We start from the raw sequence: 18,995 nt of genomic DNA on the forward strand, positions 1-18,995 counted from the left end.
ACTGCACAGCGACACGCAGGACCAGGAAAGCCCACAGGAAGAGGCACTGATGACCACCGTGAACGAGACAAGTCTTTCCGAGCGCATGGCCGAGCTGGAGGCGCGGCTGGAGGTCGCCGAGCTCGAGGCCGTTCGTGCCGGCGACCGCGGAGCCGTCGAGAACGTGTTCAACCGCTACATGCACTACCACAACGCCTACGAGGACGAGCGGATCATCGAGGAGCTGTGGGCCAAGCCCGGCACCGAGGGCATTCGCTCCCGCTACAACAACGTGGGGGAGTACTCGACCTACGAGTCCGTCACCGCCTACCACCGCGGGCGACCCCGTCCCATCGGCAAGCTGCTCTTCCACTACACGACCACTCCGGTCGTCGAGGTCTCTGCTGATGGCATCACGGCCAAGGGCATCTGGATCATGGCCGGGCTCGAGTCGGGCCTGATGGACCCCGAGATCGCCAAGCAGGCGCCGGCGTACGTCTTCTCGGGCGGTGAGGTCGACGGCAAGCCGGTGTGGGCCCACTGGGTCTGGTGCAAGTACGGCGTCGACTTCATCAAGCAGGACGGTGAATGGCGCATCTGGCACTTCCGCTGCTACGAGGTCGCCCGGGCGCCGTTCAACCGTGACTGGATCAGCTTCGCCGCCGACAACCAGCACAGCCACGACTCGCAGCTGGCCTGGTTCGGGGACGACGGGCAGCCCGTCTTCCTCCCACCTGTCGACGGACCCGTCGTCACGGACACCTACACGCCGTACGCCAATGACACCGCCCAGGTCCTCGACCCCGAGCCGCCGCGCCCGTACGACGACTTCGAGGACACGTTCCGATGAGCGGGCCGCGCTCGCTGTCGGTCAACCTGGAGTACATGTTCCGGGAGGCCGGGGACGACCTGGCCGCTCGCGTGCGGGCCGCCTCGGCCGCTGGCTTCGACAAGGCGGAGATCTTCTGGACCCACGACAAGGACCTCAACGCCCTGGGTGCCGCGCTCGACGAGACCGGAGTCCAGCTGTGGACCGTTCTCGTCGACCCGCGCACCACCCGGCTGGTCCTCGAGGAGACCCACGACGGGTTCCTCGAGGACGTCCGACGCACCGTCGCCGACGCGGTGCGCCTGCGCTGTCCCAACGTCGTCGTCGGTTCGGGGCCGGCGGTGCCGTACCTCAAGCGACCCGTGCAGATCGCGATCATGACCGACGCGGTCGCTCGTGCCGCTGAGATCGCCGCTGACAGCGGGGTCACGCTCCTGGTGGAGGCCGTGAACACCCGGATGGACCACCCCGGGGTGCTCACCAGCCAGACCGCGGACTCGGTGGCCGTGGTCCGTGGCGTCGGCTCGCCGCACGTACGCGTCCTATACGACCTCTACCACTCGGTGGTGGAGGGCGAGGACCCGGCGTCGGTGCTGCCCGAGGTGGCCGACCTGGTCGGCCACGTCCAGATCGCCGATGCCCCGGGTCGGGGCGAGCCGGGAACGGGCGACATCGACTGGCACGCAGCGTTCGCGTTGCTCGACGCGGTCGGGTACGCCGGGCCGGTCGGCATCGAGTGCTACCCCACGGTCGCCTCGACGGCGGACGCGCTCGCCTACGTGCGAACCGTTGCCGGCGTCGGGTCGGCGGTGCGCTCATGACGCACGCCTCGACCGAACGACGCATCAAGTGGAGCTACATGGACCACTGGCGCAGCAACGGACCTGCCGGCCCCATCGACCAGTGGCACTCCGTGAAGTCGATGTCCGCCTTCCTCAAGCAGATCAAGGCGACCGGTTTCGATGCCATCGACACCTTCGACTTCCGGATCTGGCAGATCTACGGCAGCTATGGGGGTCCGGCCAAGTACCAGGAGATGGTCCAGGACCACGGACTCGAACGGATCGTGAACACCTTCCATGCCGCCGACTATGACGTCCGCAACTACGCCCCCCACCTCCCGGAGACCCACGAGAACATCCTCGAGGACTTCCGGGTCACGATGGGTCGATGGTCCGAGATCCGTCTCGACAACATCATCGTCATGCCCGCGACGCTCTTCTACGACATGGAGCCGATCACCGAGGACAAGCTGAAGCACACGGCCGAGCTGTGGAACAAGGTCGGCGAGATCACCGCCAGTCACGGCGTACGCCTCACCTGCCACCACGAGTTCTTCTGCGGCATCCAGACCGAGCAGGACATCGACACCTTCTACTCGTTCACCGACCCGGAGTACGTCTCGCTGTTCGTGGACACCGCTCAGCACTGCATCGCCGGGCTGGACCCCGTCGGCCTGTACCGACGGCACGCCGACCGGGTCAGCGGCTTCCACTTCAAGGACACCCGCAACGTCGCGACCGGTGACGACCACCGGCACCGGCCCGACTCCGAGATCATGGCGCCGACCACCAGCAAGTGGTTCTACGAGATGGGCACGCCGCACGGGCTGGTCGACTTCGAGTCGATGATGACGGCGGTCCGGGACAACGAGTACCGCGGCTGGATCTCGGTCGAGCACGACAAGGCCAACAAGGACGGCGGTGACTACTCCGAGAGCACCGCGGTGTCGCGGTGGTACGCCGCCAACGTCCTGGAACGGATCTACGCATGAGCATCAGGTTCGGCTACGCCATCAACCAGTGGAAGCCCCAGTTCGACGACTTCGTCCGCCGCGAGCAGCACGAGCGCGCCCTGAAGACGATCTCCATCGCGGGGTTCGAGGGCGTCGAGCTCAGCACCGGCACGGGTCGGTGGGAGCCGCTCGGCAACCCGCAGCAGCTGGCCGCCAACTTCGGCTCCGTCGACGGTTTCCGCGAGTTCCTGGACGAGTGCGCCGTCAGCTCCGTCAGCAGCTGGTTCTGGAACTCCCAGGAGCGATCCAGCGAGTTCCTCACCGGCCCGCTGTCACCCATGGAGGAGGCGGACCGACCGGTGATGGTCGAGCGCGCCGCCTGGTACGCCGAAGCACTGGCACGCCTCGGTGGCTCGGTCCTGGTCGTCCGGCCGACGCCCGACGCCGGCGACGTCCCTCCGCTCGACGACGACGCCGTCGCTCGCCTGGCCGGCTGCTGGGAAGCCGTGGCTCGTGCGACTGCGGACCACGGGATCCGGACCGCACTGCACGTCGACTTCCTCTCGGCCCTGCGCCGTGGCGACGCGCTGGACAGGCTTCTGGACCGCACGGACGCCGATCTGGTGGGGCTCGCTGTCGACACCGGTGAGCTTGCCGTCGCCGGCATCGACCCCGTCACCGTCATCAAGTCCCACGCCGAGCGCGTCTGGCACGTCCACCTCAAGGACGCACTCGCCGTCGACACCGCCGAGGAGTACCTGGAGCCGCACGCCCACTGGACCGTCCGCGTGCAGGGCGGCGTCCGTGAGGTGCCCCGCTGGTTCGCCGAGCCCGGCCACGAGGACGGTCTGGTCGACTCAGCCTCGGTGCTGCAGGCACTCGTTGACTCCGGCTACGACGGCTGGGTCGTCGTCGAGAGTGACCAGAGCCCGCACCCCGCGACCAGCGCCCTGCTGGCCGGCTACCTCGTCCAGCGCGAGCTGGCACCGATCGCTGGTGGCAGCGACCCGAGCGCTGCTGCGAAACCCACTCACACAGCATCTGGAAGGCACTGACATGTACCAGCTCTCGCCCAACATCGAGATCCTGTTCACCGAGGCAGGCGAGCACCCGGACCGGGTCCGCGCCGCTGCGGCCGCCGGCTTCGACGCCGTCGAGATGTGGGGAACCTCCACGGTCGACGTCGAACAGCTGGCGGCAGCGCTGCAGGAGACCGGGGTGTCGCTGACCTCGGTGCTCGCCGAGCCGCGCACGAACTTCGCCCTGCCGTGGGAGACCCTCGACGCGTTCTTCGAGGGGCTGGAGCGGGGGATCGAGCACGCCCAGCGACTCGGCTGCCCGCGCATCGTGCTCGGCTCGGGCGTCGGGTTCCCCGGGCAGAAGCGGGTCCAGAACCTCGCACGCCTGGTCGAGGTCTTCTCCGAGGCCGTGCAGCGGACGGAAGGATCCGGAGTCAAGCTGATCCTCGAGCCCGTCAACACGCGTGTGGACCATCCCGGAGCGCTGACGGACCGGACCGTGGACGCCGTGACCGTGGCTCGCGGCGTCGGCTCGGACTCCTTCGGGATCCTCTACGACATGTACCACTCGATCACCGAGGGCGAGGACCCGGCCACCGAGCTGGCGAACGCGGCCGGTCTCGTCGACTACGTCCAGATCGCGGACGTCCCCGGACGCGGCGAGCCCGGCAGCGGTGGCCTGGACTGGACGGCTCAGCTCGGCGTACTGCGGGCAAGCGGGTACGCGGGCCCTATCGGCCTCGAGTTCTTCCCCACCATCTCCTCCGAGGAGTCCGTCAAGCACATCCGCGAGGTGGCTGCCAACGCCTGAACCATCCCGGTCGGTGACTCAGGTGATCTCGATGCCGGCCTCGACGACGATCTCGCGCAGCCAGCGGTGGGCCGGGTCGACCTCGTACATGGGGTGCCACCACATGGTCTCCACCAGCGGGTCGGCGTCGAACGGCACCGGCAGCACCCGTACGCCGCCGGAGCGGGCCAGCAGGTGACCGAGACGCTCCTGGACGAGCGCGACCCGGTCCGTCCCCGCGACCAGTGCGCCGAGCGTCAGGTAGTTCTCGGTGACGATCTCGGTGTGCGGCTCCAACCCCTGCATGCGCAGCTGCTGCACGGCAGTGGTGAAGGCCGTCCGCTGGTTGTAGGTGAGCACCCACGGCATCTCGGCCAAGTCCTCGATCGTCAGGTGGTCACCGACGTTGCTGTTCTCGGCGCTCACGATGCAGGCCCAGTCGTCCTCGTAGATGTCACGGTGCTTGAGATCGGTCAGGAACCCGTGCGGCATGACGACGAGATCGTGGGTGCGCATCGACTCCGGGGAGCCGTCGACCAGGGCCGGTGTGAGTCCGAAGACGTACAACGTCGAACGGGGTGACCGATCGCGCACCCTCTGCGCTATCGCCGGCCCCAGGGCGGCGGTGCAGTAGTCGGACATCACGATCGAGAAGTCGCGGGCGCTGGTGAGCGGGTCGAACTCGCCCTCACGGACGAAGACCCGGTCCGTGGCGCGCAACGCGGTCCGGGTGGGTTCGAGGAGCTCCTTGGCCAGCGGGGTGGGTTCGTAGTTGTTCCCGACCCGGGCCAGCAGGTCGTCGCCGAAGTGGCGACGGAGCTTGGCCAGGGATGCGCTCATCGCCGGCTGGCTCAGGCCGAGCCTGGCGGCGGCCTTGGTGACGCTCTGCTCCTCGAGGATCGAGTCCAGCGCGCGGAGCAGGTTGAGGTCGACCTCGCGGACCATCCACGCCTCTTTCGTCGCTGGACACATTCGCCGAGTCGATGCGGATCATCGTCCGACTCGGCTTCCCCGATGGTGGCCGCTCCGGGACAGTGACGCAAGGCACACGTTGCCACAGTGAACCCACGCGTGGAGGAGTTGTCTTGCCGGTCCAACAGTCCCGAACCCGTCAGGGCCGGGAGCAGCTCGCGGTCGCGTTCACGGGTCCGCCGGACGCCGCGGCGCATGCCCTCGTCACCGAGGCCGGTGCGCGCGTGGTGGACGACCTGGACGCTGCGGACGTCGTCCACGTGACCCGCAGCGCGGATGCCGGCGTCGAGACGCTGGAGGGCCTGATCGACCGCGGCCGGAGCGTCGTCCTGCACCAGCTCCCGGTCCAGCCGGAAGCGGAGGCGATCGCTCGGCTGGCGGCGCGTGCGGCGGCCGCCGGGGTGGTGGTCGCGGTGCCGTTCGTGCTGCGCTACTACCCGATGATCCGGCTGGCTCGCCGGAGGATCCGCAGTGGGACACCCGGACCCTTGCACCTGGTGCACGGATGGACCGGCATCGAAGGCCTGTCACGATGGTGCGACCTGCTCGAGTTCGTCACCCGTCACCGGGTCGAGCGCGTGGTGGCCACGGCCCAGGGGACACCGGACGAGACCGATGCCGGCGATGAGCCCACGGTCGGGTTCGGGGTCCTGTTCGAGACCGACCGAGGTGCCGCGGGCACCCTGGCGATGAGCAACTCCCGCCCGATGGAGGGCGGCAGCCTCGTCCTCTCGCTCGACGGGGTCGAGGAGTCGGTGCTGTTCCACGAGGGCCGGGCCGAGGTGCTGGATGTCGTCGGCATCCGTTTCTCGCAGCGATTCCAGCGCGCCGTCGGTGCCGAGGTCTCCCGCTACTCCACTGAGCCCCCGGGCCACCCGCAGGGGGAGCGCGCATGCTGGGTCTCCTACGTCGCCGACGCGCACGCCGCTGCTCGTGGCAGCACCCCGGACGGTCTGCCCACCCTCACCGACCTCGCCCGCAGCGCCGCCCTGGCCGAGGCCGTCCGCGAGGCCCAGCTGACGACTGGCTGGACGAGCGTCGTCACGCCTGTTCCCGACCTAGTCACCACGACAGAAGGAAGAACCACATGACACTGGAAGCCCAGGTGCTCGGCGACAAGGCCGTCCGCACCTCGAACCGAGGCTATGAGGTGGACCTGCATCTCGCCTGGTACCGCTCCCTGCCGCTGTCCTGCCTGGAAGGCATCGACCTCGTCATCGACGACGTCCCTGTCGCGCGAGAGGCGGTGCGAGTCAAGGTCGACCAGCAGGAGCTGAGCCTCGACGAGCTCGCGGACCGCGAGTCCGACTGGTGGTTCGTCCAGGACGCCCTGACCGTGGTGGCTCCGGTGGAGCAGGCACGAGCCCAGGGCGACGAGGTCGACGTCGACGTCATCCTCGCCACCCGAATCCCCTACATCATCATCGGCCCCGACACGGCACTCGTGCAGCGGACCCACGTGGCCAAGAAAGTGGTTGTCCAATGAGCATCATGCTGGGCACGACGTTGTACTCCATGACCAACGAATGGCTGGCCGGCCAGTACTCGCTCGGCAGCCTGATCGACGAAGTCGGTCGGCGCGGCATCGGCCCCGGCGTCGAGGTCATCGGGTTCCAGAGCCTGCGCGGCTTTCCGCTCAACACACGCGAGGACGAGGAGCGGACGCTGCGCGACGCGCTCGAACGCAACAACTTGATCCCCACCTCGCTGGCCTCCAACGCCGACATCGCGCTCCGTGCCGACGCGTGGATGGACACGGACCGCAGCGTCGAGTACATGCGCCCGCAGATCGAGCTGGCGGGCAGGCTTGGCTTCCCGGTCGTGCGGACCCAGCTCGGGCTGACGCCTGAGGTGCTGGAGAAGGTGGAGCCCCTCGCTGCCAAGGCCAACGTCAAGCTCGGCATGGAGGTGCACGCGCCCGAGGGCCCGAACACCCCCAAGGTGATGGCCACGCGCGAGGCCTACGCCCGGATCGACTCGGAGTTCCTGGGATTCGTCCCGGACTTCAGCAGCTGCATGCGAGCGATCCCCGAGGGCATGCTGGCGAAGCTACGACGCGACGGTCTCTCCGAGCAGGGGGTGGACGCGCTCAAGCGGGCCTGGGAGGCGCCGGGAGCACCCTTCCAGCGCTACGGTCAGTTCGCCGCCGAGGCCGGCGCGCTCAACGAGCCGGAGCTCCCGGTCGGTTTCGCCCGGCTGGTCTTCACCATGTTCGGACGCGAGAACCTCGAGGACTGGCGCGAGATCCTGCCGCAGGTGGTGCACATCCACGGCAAGTTCTACGACGTCGACGAGAACCTCGAGTCACCCTCGATCGACTACGAGGGCATCATGCGTGTCTTCTCCGAGCTGGACCACCCGGTCTCCATGTCGACCGAGTGGGAGGGCCACGCCTATCTGGACGCCGACGAGCAGGACGCGTTCGACATGGTGGCCCAGCATCATGCGATGTGTCGCAAGTTCCTGGGTGACCAGCACCTGGTTAGTGCCTGAACCACCAGCTCAACCCGCATGCCCCCGCGACGGCGGTGGACGCCTGGCGTCCACCGCCGTTGTCGCGTTCCGAGGCCAGCGGGTCCACGAAACAGAACGGGCATGCTGATCCACATTGGTGATGGCCGGGATCGCACAACGTTGATTCCCGAACGCGGCGAACGTTGTCAGAGTGGCGGAGTTCACACCCCATGTCTGCCCGCTCCGGGAGACGACCACCGAGAGAGACCAACATGAACACATCCACGTGGCGCCGTCTCGGGGCCATCGCCGCCCTTTCCCTGGCCACCACCAGCCTCGCCGCCTGCGGCTCCAGCAGCGGGAGCGGGGGCGACTCGAAGAGCATCACCTTCGCCTACCAGATCGCCAACGCGAACGCGAAGAGCGTCTTCGCCACCTTGGCCGACAAGTACGAGAAGAGCCACCCCGGTGTGACCATCAAGACCAACCCGATCGCGCTGAACACCTACGGCAGCACGCTCACCACGCAGCTGCAGGCCGGCAACGGCCCCGACGTCTTCTTCATCAACGCCGGCGGAGGGCAGGCTGGTTCCGTGGCCCCCCTCGGCGAGGCAGGGAAGCTGCTCGACCTGACCGGCAAGGTCGCCGACGGCGCCGTCCCGGAGAACGCGAAGGCCTCGATGTCCTACAAGGGCAAGCTGGTCGCCTTCCCGGTCTACCTGGCACCGACCGGCATCGTCTTCAGCCCGATGGCGGCGGAGAAGTCAGGCTTCAAGATCGATTCCTCGAGCACCATGCAGGACGTCATCGCGCAGTGCTCCAAGGTCGCCAGCGGCGGTCAGGCGGTCTTCGGGCTGGCTGGGGCCATGTCCCCGAACACCGCGATCTTCACCTCCGCGATCGCAGCCTCGACCGTCTACGGACCCGATCCTGAGTGGAACAAGAAGCGAGCAGCGGGAGAGACCACCTTCGCGGAGAGCGATGGCTGGCGCACGGCCCTGGAGACCGTGAAGGACCTCTACGACGGCAACTGCTTCCAGAAGGGCGCCGCCGGCGCCGGGTTCGACGCCCTGACGAACGGCATGGGCCAGGGCAAGATGCTCGGGTTCTCCGCGCCGGGTGGTGCCGCCAAGGACATCATGGACTCCACCCACGGTGCCGTGAAGCTCGACGTGCTCGCGATGCCGGCTCCTGAGGGCTCGAACACCTACCTGATGGCCGGAACCCCTGACGCCATCGCCGGGAACGCCGCGACCAAGAACAAGAAGCTGGCCGAGGACTTCATCAGCTGGATGTCACAGCCCGCCCAGACCCAGGCCGCCGCAGTGGCATCGGGCGACATCCCGGTCGACACCAGCGACACCTCGGCCCTGCTCCCGCAGTACAAGGGCGTCACCGACCTCCTGAAGGCCGGCAAGACCGCTCAGTACCCCTACATCGACTGGCCGAACGGCGAGGTCTACAACGCCCTCGGCACCGGGGTGACGGGACTGCTCACCGGTCAGAAGTCGGTCGACGACGTCCTGAAGTCGATGGACAAGGCCTGGGGCTGACCCAGACGTCCGGCGGCGGGTGATGCCTGTCCCCGCCGCCGGGCACCGGGCCAGTTCCACCGAAGGAAGGAAAGGCTGATGAGCGCCACCACCCCCGTCGAGCCGAGCCAGCACGCCCGTCACGACGTCGAGGCACAGCCGCGTCGCGGTCGTCATCAGGACCGGGCAGCTCGTACGCCGCGGCACATCGGGCTCGGCTGGTGGGCTCTCCCCGGCGTCGCCGTGGTGCTCGCCCTCGTCTACCTGCCCACGGTCATGGGTGGTTTCTACGCCTTCACCGACTGGAAAGGCATCGGTGGCTGGCACTGGGTCGGCCTGGAGAACTTCCGCAAGATCTTCCAGGACGAGGAGCTCCTGGGCTCACTGAGGAACACCGTCCTGCTAGCCGTGGGCTTCGTGGTGCTCACCAACGTCTTCGGACTGCTGCTCGCACTCGCGCTCAACCGGGGGCTGAAGACGCGCTACCTGCTGCGAACCCTCGTCTTCATGCCGGTCGTCCTCGCCCCCATCGCGGTCTCCTACGTGTGGAGCTTCATGTTCGCCTTCGACGGGCCGCTCAACCAGGCGCTCGCCTGGGCGCACCTCGACGGCCTGCAGCGGGACTGGCTGGCGGACCCCACCCTCGCGAAGCTCTGCGTCCTCACCGTGATGGTCTGGCAGAACATCGGGTTCGTGATGGTCATCTACCTGGCGGGACTCGCCTCGGTGCCCGTCGATCTCGAGGAAGCGGCGGCGCTGGACGGGGCCGGCAAGTTCAACCGGCTGGTCCACGTCATCCTGCCCTCCATCCGTCCCGCCGTCGGCATCGCCACCACGCTGATGCTGATCCAGGGGCTCCGCGTCTTCGACCAGATCATGGCGCTCACGGGTGGCGGTCCCTCCGGGGCGACCCAGACCCTGGCGACGGAGATCTACCAACAGACGATCGTGTTCGGAAAGTTCGGCTTCGGTGCCGCCCTGGCGCTGCTGCTGAGCGTCCTCATCCTGGTCGCCTCCGGGCTGCAGCAAGCTGCCACCCGCGACCGCGACCGCCCCGCGAAGGGAGCCTGACGTGTTCCGGTACACCAAGCGGACCTTGGTCCTCGAGATCTTCACCATCCTGGTGGCTCTGGTGCTGCTGACGCCGTTCTGGATCCTCATCGTCACCTCGCTGAAGAGCGGGCAGGACATCCTCACCACGCCGGCGTTCGCGCCGCCCAAGAGCCCGACGCTGGACAACTTCAAGACCCTGCTGTCGCCGTCGGGCACCGCCTCCGACCAGATCGTCTCGGGCCTCAAGAGCAGCGCCATCATCACCGCGGGGAGCATCATCGGTCTCGTCGTCTTCGGTTCGGTGACGGCCTACGGCCTGGTGCGTGGCAAGAGCCGGTGGACGACCCGGTCGTACTTCCTGTTCCTCATCGCCATCATCCTGCCGACCCAGCTCGGCGTGCTCCCGCTCTACGTCGAGGCCCGCAAGCTCGGCCTGGTCGGGTCCGAGATCGGGATGATCATCATCTACACGGGCGTGCTGCTCCCGCTGTCGGTGTTCTTGTACGCCGGCTTCTTCCGCACCCTGCCTCCGGAGTACGAGGAAGCGGCCAGGATCGACGGTGCCTCACCTGTCCAGACGTTCGTCCGGGTGGTCTTTCCCTTGATGGCACCGGCGACGGGAACGGTGTCGATCCTTGCGGGACTGATCGTCTGGAACGACTTCTTCACTCCGCTGATCTTCCTCAACGGCACCGACAAGCAGACGCTGCCCGTCGTCATGTACAACTTCGTCGGTGCACTCGTCTCGCAGTGGAACCTCATCTTCGCCATCGTGCTCATCTCGATGGTCCCGATCCTGGCGTTCTACGTGATCGCGCAGAAGAAGTTCATCCAGGGCTTCTCCGGCGGCATCAAGACCTGACCCCGGCCGGGCCCGCGCCCTATCCGGCGCGGGCTGAGAGAGGCTTGTCAGGCAGCAGGAGCGAGAGCGCAGCGCCGGCAGCGAAGACGCTGGCGAGCGTGATGAACAGGGTCGGTACGACGGACGCGACCTCGACCGCAAGGACCCCGCCGATCGAGGCGGCGCCGATCGTCACACCGAGCTCGCGCACCAGGTTGACCGTCGAGGTCGCCGAACCGACCTCTGCCTGCGTCACCGCGTCCTGGGCGATCGTCACGACCAGCATCATGAAACACCCGGCACCCAGCCCCAGCGCGAACAGGGCGACGCCCGTCCGGGCGGGACTCCACGACGAGTCGAGCGTGGACAGCCACCCCAGCGCGCCCGCGCTCACGAGCGAGCCCAGGAGGGGCAGGCGACGGTAGTGGCCGGTGCGCGCGGTCCAGTGGCCGGACGTCGTGGTCGACACCATCATCCCCAGGACGAGGGACAGCAACAGTGCACCGGAGGACGCCGGACGCATGCCGAGCACGGCTTGCATGATCGTGGGGATGTAGCCCACGAGCGCGAACAGGGCACCACCGATCACCAGGCCGAGGCAGCAGGCGATGACCACGGAGCGGTTGCGGACGACTCCCACCGGAATGAGGGGGTCGTCGTGACGCAGCATGCGGGCCACGAACAGCACCCAGACCACCGTGGTGGCGCCGGCCCCGCTCAGCACGACGGCGGGGGCGAGCGCTGCGTCGCCGCCGAGGGTTCCGGTCAGCAGCACGAGGCCCGTCACGGCGAGGACGTACAGCACCGCACCGGGCACATCGAGCCGGCCCGTGGCTCGCGGACCGGTCGGATGGGGGACGGACCGGTAGGCCATGGAGATCGCGACCGCACCGAGCGGCACGTTGACCCAGAAGATCCACCGCCACCCGACGCTCTCCGTGAGCAGCCCCCCGACGAGGGGGCCGAGGACGCTCGAGGCCGCGAAGACCAGCCCGACGGGAGCCATGAAGCGGCCCCGTTCCCGTGCTGGTACGGCGTCGGCGACCACCGCCTGTGAGAGCACCAGGACACCACCGCCGGCCAGCCCCTGTACGGCGCGAAGCAGGATCAGCTGGGTCATGCTCGAGGCGATCCCGCACAGCGCGGACGCCGCGACGAAGCCGACCAGGCATCCCAGGAAGGCCTGGCGCCTGCCCCGCAGGTCACCGAGGCGTCCGTAGATGGGCATGGCAGCGGTCATGGCCAGGGTGTAGCCGGCGAACACCCAGCCCATGGCCGCGCGGCCACCGACGTCACCCACGATCGTCGGCAGGGCGGTGGCCACGATCGTCTGGTCGATCGCGGTGAGCATGGTGACAGCCAGCAGCGAGATCTGCAGCCGCCGGAGTCCGGGGGTCCTGACGGCCGGGGTCGTGGCAGCCGTGGAGAGGTTCGGCACCTGAGCGCCCCACCTTTCGGTGTCGACGCGGCGAAGTGCGCGAAACCCGACATTGCGATCGGGTCCGACGGGTGGCGGTTCGACGAACCACCTACCCCGACGTCTCGTCGATCCTATCGGCCGGCCGAGGTCTGGAGACAGCACCTGCCCCATTCACCTTGCCGATGCGTGACATATCCAGGTCCGGCTTCCGCGATCACCCCAGCGCCGAAATGCTGTTCGTCGTGTCAGCCATCAAACGCGGAGTCAGCCTCTACAGCTACCAGGAAGAGTTCTTCCTGCGCACCATGTCCCTGGAGGACTGCATCGCCCACGCCGCCTCCATCGGCGCGCTGGGGATCGAGGTGATCCCGGAGCAGTCCATGACCGGGCACCCCCACATCCCCGACGACCAGATCGCCCAGTGGCGTGCGTGGATGGAGCAGTACGGAACCACCACGAGTGCCACGGACCTGTTCCTCGACACCAAGCGTCATCGCGACCGGTGGCTGTCCCACGAGGAGCAGGTCGCCTCGGTCCGTTCCGACATCGATCTCGCCGTTCGCCTCGGTGCACCGGTGATCCGGGCGATCATCAACACCCCGCCTGAGGTGATGCGGGACGCGGCGCCGTACGCACGCGACAACGGTGTCCGGCTGCTGCTCGAGGTGCACGCTCCGTTCCACTACTCACATCCCTGGATCCTCGAGCACCTCGAGGTGATGCACGCCGAGGGAGGCGTCGGTCTCGGACTCATGCCGGACATGGGCACCTTCGTGGAGCGCTTCCCGAGGGTCGTCTCGGACCGCGCCCTGCGAGAAGGCGGTCGCAAGGACCTCGTCGACTACATCGTCGACCTCTACGACGACCACGGTGACACCCACGCACTGATGGACATCGTCCACTACCGCGGGGGAGGTCCGGTGGAGATGGGGCTGGCCAGGCAGGCCACGCACTTCATCTACCGCGACCCCGCCGAGATGCTCCCGCACATGGATCTCATCGGGCACGTCCAGGCCAAGTTCTACGAGATGGTCGACGACACCACCGAGTACTCCATTCCCTACGACCGGATCATCCCGGTGTTCGAGCAGGGCGGGTTCAGCGGCTATCTCTCGAGCGAGTACGAGGGCAACCGGCACATCGAGGACGCCTTCGAGGTCGACAGCCGCGAAGAGGTTCGCCGTCAGCACGCGATGTTCGCCACGTTGCTCGGCGAGAAGCCGTCCACCGACTCGAAGGCCTGAGGAGCGCCATGTATGACAAGCACATCCTGATCGAGGACAGCCTGCACAGCTCGGACGGCGATCGCACCCACGCCTCGGTCGAGGTCAGGATGCCCTACTACCGCGGGCTCGGCCTCTCCATGGTCGAGGGGGTCGACCTCGTCGTCGACGGTCGTCCGATCCCGGCCGACGCCACGACCTTCACCGTCCGGGGCACCACCTACCCCATCACCGGGCTCGCCGAGGTGCTGGACGACCGGTGGGAGATGGGGGAGCCGGCCAGGATCGATTTCGACGCTGCCACTCCGCTGGGGCCGGGCGAGCACACCGTGACGGCGGTCGTGCGGCTGCGTATCTCCTACATGCCGGTTCCCGGTGGCGGACGCGACACCAAGACCTTGACGCTCGCCTGAGGCCGGCGTGGCCATCACCTTCGGGAGCACGCTCTTCTCCTTCACCAACGAGTGGCTCGCGAGCGAAGGACCAGTCGACGCCTTGCTCGAGCGCCTGGTCGCCGCCGGCCTCGGCCCGGACCTCGAAGTCGACGGCTGCACCTCGTTCCGGGGACTGCCCGTCCCTCACGAGGACGAGATCGAGGCCTTCAGGCAGACCTGCGAACGGCTGGGTCTCAGGCCCACCACCTTCGGGGTGTACGCCGACCGGGCGCGCCGCCAGGATGCCTGGCTCGGGACGAACGAGAGCGTCGCCGACCTCGCGACCCAGCTCGACGTCGCGGCCCGTATGGGGTTCGGGATCGCACGCACTGCGATCGGTCTCGACCTGGACGTGGTCGAGCGACTGTTGCCCACCCTGCACGCGCTGCAGCTGGTGCTGACCCTGGAGGTCCAGGGAACGAACACCCCGGACTCGCCGCCTGTCCGCGCCCTGCTCGACTGGCTGGAGGAGCACCCGGACGCGCCGGTCGGGCTGACCCTCGACACGTCGGTCGCCATGCCCGCTCTGCCGATCAGCTACCGACGACACCTGCACTCGCTGGGCATGACCCCCGAGGTCGAGCTCGTCCTGGACCGCTGGTGGGGAGACTCGGCGCCGGCGTACGAGCGCTTCGCCGAATTCCGGGCCGAGGCCGCAGCCAGAGGTGCGTCGCCCGAGCTCGTCCAGGCCACGATGACCGCGTTCATCCGGATGGGGAACGGCAGTGCCTCCTCCTGGCGGCCGTACCTGCACCTCGTCCACCACGTGCACGCGAAGTTCTGGGACTGGGAGTCACCGGCAGAGCACGTCATCGCCCCACAGACCCGCTTCCTGGACGACCTCGCAGCGGTCGGGTACGCAGGCTCGGTGTCGAGCGAGTGGGGTGGCTCGGAGTGGCTGGGCCTGGAGGACGCAAGCGCCTTCGACCTCGTCGGCCACCATCTCGCGGCGCTTCGTCAGGCAGTCGAGGGGCGTGCGGAAGCGGTCGGTGTCCGCTGAGGCGACGAGGTGTCCGCCGAGGATCGACTGGGGTGATGCCGCCCATCAACGAGTCGATGTTCCTCAACCCGTCCTGTACTCGGACAGTGGTGGGCAGCACCTCGCACCGAGCGCGGCAGCAGACCTCCTTCGGACCCGATAGGACCCCTCGTGAACGATCGGCTCATCACCCACCTGAGGCACGTCGACCTGGCTGTCCCGGACTACGACCGGCAGCTCGAGTTCTACACGACCATGTGGGGGCTCAGCCCGGAGACCACGGACGACGGCATCGCCTTCCTCGCCGCCGCAGGCTCACCCGAGCAGTACTCGGTGCGGCTTCGCAAGGCGGAGGAGAAGCGGCTCGACCTGATCGCGTTCGGTGCCGAGACACCGGCGGACGTCGACAGCATGGCCGAGAGGCTGGCCAGCTCAGGGGTCCAGCTGGTCACCGAGCCCGGCACCCTGCTCACCCCGGGCGCGGGCTACGGGTTCCGCTTCTTCGACATCGACGGCCGCACGGTCGAGATCAGCGCCGACGTCGCCGTCCGCAAGCACCGCAAGGTCGAGGAGGGGGAGTCCATCCCGGTCAAGCTCTCCCACGTCGTGGTCAACTCCCCGAACCCGGAGAAGACCGTCGCGTTCTACGACGAGCACCTCAACTTCTCGCTCTCCGACACCCTCAGCTCGCCCCACATGGGTGAGGTGATGTGGTTCATGCGCACCAACCGCTACCACCACAGCCTGGCCGTGGCCCGGGGACCGCACGTGGCCCTGCACCACGCGTCCTTCGAGATGCGTGGCCTGGACGAGTACATGCGAGGCACCGGTCGGCTGATGCGCGCCGGCGTGGAGAAGGTGTGGGGACCGGGCCGCCACATGGCCGGGAACAACACCTTCAGCTACTTCCTCGACCCGCACGGGAACACCATCGAGTACACCACCGAGCTCGAGGAGCTCGACGAGGACACCTGGCACCCGCACATCTACGACTTCTCCGATCCCGAGGTCACCGACCAGTGGGGTACGGCGAACCCGATGAGCGAGTTCGTCGCCAAGCAGTCGTTCAACGACCCCGACCGTGGTGTCTACGTCGCGCCTCCCGTCTGAGGCCGGACCGCGATGAGACTTGCGAGCTTCCGTGACCGCGCCGGCACCGTCCGCTGCGGCGTGGTGCAGGAGAGCGGCGTGCACGCCTTCGACCAGGGCGTCACCATGACATCGATCGTCGGGGCGGGCCTGGAGGCCGCACGGGAGGCGGCTGATGCGGCCAGTCGCGGGGAACCGTTCGCCCTCGACGAGGTCGAGTGGCTGCCCCCGCTGACGCCGCCCAGCGTGCGCGACTTCGTCGCGTTCGAGGAACACGTCGAGGGTGTGCGGCGCAGCGTCAGCGGCGCCGCCGGCGTGCCCGAGGCGTGGTACGACGCACCGACCTTCTACTTCACCAACCCGCACTCGTTGGTGGGCCACGAAAGTCCGGTCGAGTTCCCTGCCAGCAGCGTGGCTCGGGACTTCGAGCTCGAGGTCGCCGCCGTGGTGGGCCGCGCGGGTCGGTCCCTCACCCTGCCGGAGGCCCACGATGCGATCTTCGGCTACACCATCCTCAACGACTGGTCGGCCCGCGACCTGCAGTCACGGGAGATGCAGGTCGGTCTCGGGCCGGCGAAGGGCAAGGACTTCGCCACGAGCCTGGGACCTTGGCTCGTCACGGCCGACGAGCTGGACCCGTTCCGCGACTCCGAGGGTTTCCTGCAGCTCGAGTGCACGGTCGCCGTCAACGGCGAGACCATCGGCCGTGACCTCCTCTCCAACATGGGTTGGTCCTTCGACTCCCTCGTCGCCTACGCATCGCGGGACAGCTGGGTGCGGCCGGGCGACGTGCTCGGGTCCGGTACGACGGGCAACGGTGGCTGCCTCGCCGAGCTCTGGGGCAGATCGGGCGAGCAGCACCCAGCACCTCTCGAGGACGGTGACGTCGTCAGCCTGGTCGTCGAGGGCCTCGGCACCTTGACGAACCGGATCACCTCGGCGGCTCCCGGTCCGGCGCTGCCCGCGTTCAGGGCGCCCAGTCGTCAACGTCACCTGGTGGCCTGACATGAGCGACCCAGGACGAGCAGACGACCGTGCGGCCTCCTTCGACCCCGCGAAACCCGAGGAGGCGATCGCCGCGGTCGCGGAGCGCGTGTCGAACTGGGGCCGCTGGGGCGACGACGACGTGCGCGGGACGATGAACTTCCTCGACGAGGACCGGCGTCTCGCCGCCGCAGCACTCGTCCGCACCGGACACGCCTACTCGCTGTCCCAACCGTTCGACTCCGAAGGGCCTCAGAAGGGCTGGCGCCGGCGTACCAATCCGGTGCACACGATGCTCGACACGGGCACCGATGCCGTCCTCGGCGCCCAGGGCTTCCCGCACGGCATCGGCGGAGCAGACGACGTCATCTCGATGCCGCTGCAGTGCTCGACGCAGTGGGACGGGTTGGGCCACATCTTCGACCACGGTCGAGCCTGGAACGGTCGCCCTGCTGAACAGGTCGTCACCTCACTGGGAGACCAGCGCACCGGCATCGAGACTGTGAAGGACGTCATCTGCGGACGCGGCGTACTCCTGGATGTCGCTCGGGCCCTGGGTCCCGACCTCGGGCACGGTTCCGACGGCCTCCCTGGAGGCTTCGCGATCACCGAGGCGCACCTCGAGGAGACCATCCGGAGACAGGGTGCCTCCGCCGCCGTCGGGCGGGGCGACATCATCCTCGTCCGCACCGGGCAGCTCACGCGCGCCAAGCGTGACGGCTGGGGTGACTACGCCGGCGGCGATGCGCCCGGGTTGTCGTTCGGCACCGCCGAGTGGCTGCACCGCACCGAGATCGCCGCCATTGCCACCGACACGTGGGGCTTCGAGGTGAGACCCAACGAGTTCCGCAACGCCTTCCAGCCGCTCCACCAGGTGGTGATTCCGCACATCGGGTTGTTCATCGGCGAGATGTGGGACCTCGACGTGCTGGCCGACGCCTGTGCGGCCGACCAACGCTTCGACTTCTTCCTCACCGCGGCACCGCTGGCGATCACCGGCGCCGTCGGTTCGCCGGTCAACCCCATCGCGGTCCGCTAGCTGCGCCACTGTCGACCGGCGGGGGTGGATCGGCCGTCCCGATGCCCGCCATCCACCGGTTGCTGTTCCTCATCCGGCGGAGGGCGACGCAGAGTGTGCTCGTACTTACAACGGATCGTCCGGCACGTTCCTGCCGGTGAGGAGATAAGTCATGGCAACAGTGAGTTTCAAGAAGGCGCAGCGCTGGTATCCGGGGATGGACAAGCCGGCGGTGCCGGGGATCGACCTGGAGATCAAGGACGGGGAGTTCATGGTCCTGGTCGGACCATCGGGATGTGGCAAGTCCACGACCTTGCGGATGTTGGCTGGTCTGGAGGAGGTCAACGAGGGTCAGATCTTCATCGGGGATCGTGACATCACCAACTTGCCGCCCAAGGACCGTGACATCGCGATGGTCTTCCAGAACTACGCGCTCTACCCGCACATGACGGTCGCGGACAACATGGCGTTCTCGTTGAAGATGGCCAAGGTCAAGGAGTCCGAGCGCAAGGAGCGGGTCGCGGAGGCGGCGCGGATCCTGAACCTGACCGAGTACCTGGACCGCAAGCCCAAGGCCCTTTCGGGTGGTCAGCGGCAGCGGGTGGCGATGGGTCGGGCGATCGTGCGCAAGCCGCAGGTGTTCT

General features: G+C 68.0%; 20 protein-coding genes. 18 read left to right on the forward strand and 2 right to left on the reverse strand.

The features are described 5' to 3' along the window. Positions 1–49: 49 nt before the first annotated feature. The 5 genes from H976_RS0114160 to H976_RS0114180 are packed head-to-tail and all read left to right on the forward strand — an operon-like array spanning position 50 to position 4,373. Entirely contained in the window at positions 50–829 is a 780-nt protein-coding gene (locus H976_RS0114160) for a nuclear transport factor 2 family protein (RefSeq protein WP_027862083.1), read from the forward strand. Further along, on the forward strand, positions 826–1,629 hold the full coding sequence (locus H976_RS0114165; RefSeq protein WP_027862084.1) for a TIM barrel protein: 804 nt from the start codon (positions 826–828) through the stop codon (positions 1,627–1,629). The genes H976_RS0114160 and H976_RS0114165 overlap by 4 nt, the downstream gene beginning before the upstream one ends. Then, positions 1,626–2,582 carry a sugar phosphate isomerase/epimerase gene (locus tag H976_RS0114170; RefSeq protein ID WP_027862085.1) on the forward strand — a complete coding sequence of 319 codons (957 nt, stop codon included), beginning with the start codon at positions 1,626–1,628 and terminating at the stop codon, positions 2,580–2,582. The genes H976_RS0114165 and H976_RS0114170 overlap by 4 nt, the downstream gene beginning before the upstream one ends. Then, positions 2,579–3,598, forward strand: coding sequence for a sugar phosphate isomerase/epimerase (locus H976_RS26360; RefSeq protein ID WP_051276825.1), 1,020 nt, complete (start codon positions 2,579–2,581; stop codon positions 3,596–3,598). Before H976_RS0114170 ends, H976_RS26360 begins: the two co-directional genes overlap by 4 nt. A gap of 1 nt (position 3,599) precedes the next feature. Continuing rightward, positions 3,600–4,373 (forward strand): sugar phosphate isomerase/epimerase family protein, encoded by a 774-nt coding sequence (locus H976_RS0114180; protein ID WP_027862086.1) that lies wholly within the window; start codon positions 3,600–3,602, stop codon positions 4,371–4,373. A gap of 18 nt (positions 4,374–4,391) precedes the next feature. On the opposite strand, the gene H976_RS0114185 is transcribed toward H976_RS0114180, so the two are convergent. Then, on the reverse strand, positions 4,392–5,297 hold the full coding sequence (locus H976_RS0114185; RefSeq protein WP_027862087.1) for a LysR family transcriptional regulator: 906 nt from the start codon (positions 5,295–5,297) through the stop codon (positions 4,392–4,394). A 140-nt stretch (positions 5,298–5,437) separates the two neighbouring features. On the opposite strand from H976_RS0114185, the gene H976_RS28895 reads away from it, so the two are divergent. From H976_RS28895 to H976_RS0114215, 6 genes are all read left to right on the forward strand, one after another. Beyond that, complete coding sequence (locus H976_RS28895) at positions 5,438–6,415, forward strand: hypothetical protein (RefSeq protein ID WP_051276826.1); 978 nt, start codon at positions 5,438–5,440, stop codon at positions 6,413–6,415. Further along, the gene (locus H976_RS0114195; RefSeq protein WP_027862088.1) at positions 6,412–6,810 is read left to right on the forward strand and encodes a DUF6379 domain-containing protein; all 399 of its coding nucleotides are present in this window, start codon (positions 6,412–6,414) and stop codon (positions 6,808–6,810) included. Before H976_RS28895 ends, H976_RS0114195 begins: the two co-directional genes overlap by 4 nt. Continuing rightward, the gene (locus H976_RS0114200) at positions 6,807–7,817 is read left to right on the forward strand and encodes a sugar phosphate isomerase/epimerase (RefSeq protein WP_027862089.1); all 1,011 of its coding nucleotides are present in this window, start codon (positions 6,807–6,809) and stop codon (positions 7,815–7,817) included. Before H976_RS0114195 ends, H976_RS0114200 begins: the two co-directional genes overlap by 4 nt. 233 nt (positions 7,818–8,050) lie before the next feature. Next, positions 8,051–9,331: an ABC transporter substrate-binding protein gene (locus tag H976_RS0114205; RefSeq protein ID WP_027862090.1), complete on the forward strand. Its 1,281-nt coding sequence runs from the start codon at positions 8,051–8,053 to the stop codon at positions 9,329–9,331. A 78-nt stretch (positions 9,332–9,409) separates the two neighbouring features. Continuing rightward, on the forward strand, positions 9,410–10,381 hold the full coding sequence (locus H976_RS26370; RefSeq protein ID WP_051276827.1) for a carbohydrate ABC transporter permease: 972 nt from the start codon (positions 9,410–9,412) through the stop codon (positions 10,379–10,381). Between the two features lies 1 nt (position 10,382). Beyond that, positions 10,383–11,225 carry a carbohydrate ABC transporter permease gene (locus tag H976_RS0114215; RefSeq protein WP_027862091.1) on the forward strand — a complete coding sequence of 281 codons (843 nt, stop codon included), beginning with the start codon at positions 10,383–10,385 and terminating at the stop codon, positions 11,223–11,225. Positions 11,226–11,244: 19 nt separating this feature from the next. Here the strand turns inward: H976_RS0114215 and H976_RS26375 are convergent, their stop codons facing one another. Next, the gene (locus tag H976_RS26375; protein ID WP_051276828.1) at positions 11,245–12,642 is read right to left on the reverse strand and encodes an MDR family MFS transporter; all 1,398 of its coding nucleotides are present in this window, start codon (positions 12,640–12,642) and stop codon (positions 11,245–11,247) included. 224 nt (positions 12,643–12,866) lie between these two features. Between H976_RS26375 and H976_RS0114225 the strand changes: the two genes are divergently transcribed. From H976_RS0114225 to H976_RS0114255, 7 genes are all read left to right on the forward strand, one after another. Further along, the gene (locus tag H976_RS0114225; protein ID WP_196804080.1) at positions 12,867–13,868 is read left to right on the forward strand and encodes a sugar phosphate isomerase/epimerase; all 1,002 of its coding nucleotides are present in this window, start codon (positions 12,867–12,869) and stop codon (positions 13,866–13,868) included. A gap of 8 nt (positions 13,869–13,876) precedes the next feature. Then, positions 13,877–14,260: a DUF6379 domain-containing protein gene (locus H976_RS0114230; protein WP_027862093.1), complete on the forward strand. Its 384-nt coding sequence runs from the start codon at positions 13,877–13,879 to the stop codon at positions 14,258–14,260. Positions 14,261–14,267: 7 nt separating this feature from the next. Next, entirely contained in the window at positions 14,268–15,281 is a 1,014-nt protein-coding gene (locus tag H976_RS0114235; RefSeq protein ID WP_027862094.1) for a hypothetical protein, read from the forward strand. A 150-nt stretch (positions 15,282–15,431) separates the two neighbouring features. Then, positions 15,432–16,370 carry a VOC family protein gene (locus H976_RS0114240; RefSeq protein ID WP_027862095.1) on the forward strand — a complete coding sequence of 313 codons (939 nt, stop codon included), beginning with the start codon at positions 15,432–15,434 and terminating at the stop codon, positions 16,368–16,370. A gap of 12 nt (positions 16,371–16,382) precedes the next feature. Beyond that, positions 16,383–17,354 carry a fumarylacetoacetate hydrolase family protein gene (locus H976_RS0114245; RefSeq protein ID WP_027862096.1) on the forward strand — a complete coding sequence of 324 codons (972 nt, stop codon included), beginning with the start codon at positions 16,383–16,385 and terminating at the stop codon, positions 17,352–17,354. Between the two features lies 1 nt (position 17,355). Continuing rightward, positions 17,356–18,372, forward strand: coding sequence for a cyclase family protein (locus H976_RS0114250; RefSeq protein ID WP_051276829.1), 1,017 nt, complete (start codon positions 17,356–17,358; stop codon positions 18,370–18,372). Between the two features lie 151 nt (positions 18,373–18,523). After that, a partial coding sequence (locus H976_RS0114255) for an ABC transporter ATP-binding protein (protein ID WP_036226565.1) occupies positions 18,524–18,995 on the forward strand: 472 nt, incomplete at its 3' end.

Source organism: Marmoricola sp. URHB0036 (assembly GCF_000426045.1).
GTDB lineage: Bacteria > Actinomycetota > Actinomycetes > Propionibacteriales > Nocardioidaceae > Marmoricola.

What these genes read in the sequence shown, in the direction of transcription:
- H976_RS0114160 (WP_027862083.1), top strand. Translation starts at nt 50, where the DNA reads ATGACCACCGTGAACGAGACAAGTCTTTCCGAGCGCATGGCCGAGCTG.
- H976_RS0114165 (WP_027862084.1), top strand. Translation starts at nt 826, where the DNA reads ATGAGCGGGCCGCGCTCGCTGTCGGTCAACCTGGAGTACATGTTCCGG.
- H976_RS0114170 (WP_027862085.1), top strand. Translation starts at nt 1,626, where the DNA reads ATGACGCACGCCTCGACCGAACGACGCATCAAGTGGAGCTACATGGAC.
- H976_RS26360 (WP_051276825.1), top strand. Translation starts at nt 2,579, where the DNA reads ATGAGCATCAGGTTCGGCTACGCCATCAACCAGTGGAAGCCCCAGTTC.
- H976_RS0114180 (WP_027862086.1), top strand. Translation starts at nt 3,600, where the DNA reads ATGTACCAGCTCTCGCCCAACATCGAGATCCTGTTCACCGAGGCAGGC.
- H976_RS0114185 (WP_027862087.1), bottom strand. Translation starts at nt 5,297, where the DNA reads ATGGTCCGCGAGGTCGACCTCAACCTGCTCCGCGCGCTGGACTCGATC.
- H976_RS0114195 (WP_027862088.1), top strand. Translation starts at nt 6,412, where the DNA reads ATGACACTGGAAGCCCAGGTGCTCGGCGACAAGGCCGTCCGCACCTCG.
- H976_RS0114200 (WP_027862089.1), top strand. Translation starts at nt 6,807, where the DNA reads ATGAGCATCATGCTGGGCACGACGTTGTACTCCATGACCAACGAATGG.
- H976_RS0114205 (WP_027862090.1), top strand. Translation starts at nt 8,051, where the DNA reads ATGAACACATCCACGTGGCGCCGTCTCGGGGCCATCGCCGCCCTTTCC.
- H976_RS26370 (WP_051276827.1), top strand. Translation starts at nt 9,410, where the DNA reads ATGAGCGCCACCACCCCCGTCGAGCCGAGCCAGCACGCCCGTCACGAC.
- H976_RS0114230 (WP_027862093.1), top strand. Translation starts at nt 13,877, where the DNA reads ATGTATGACAAGCACATCCTGATCGAGGACAGCCTGCACAGCTCGGAC.
- H976_RS0114245 (WP_027862096.1), top strand. Translation starts at nt 16,383, where the DNA reads ATGAGACTTGCGAGCTTCCGTGACCGCGCCGGCACCGTCCGCTGCGGC.
- H976_RS0114250 (WP_051276829.1), top strand. Translation starts at nt 17,356, where the DNA reads ATGAGCGACCCAGGACGAGCAGACGACCGTGCGGCCTCCTTCGACCCC.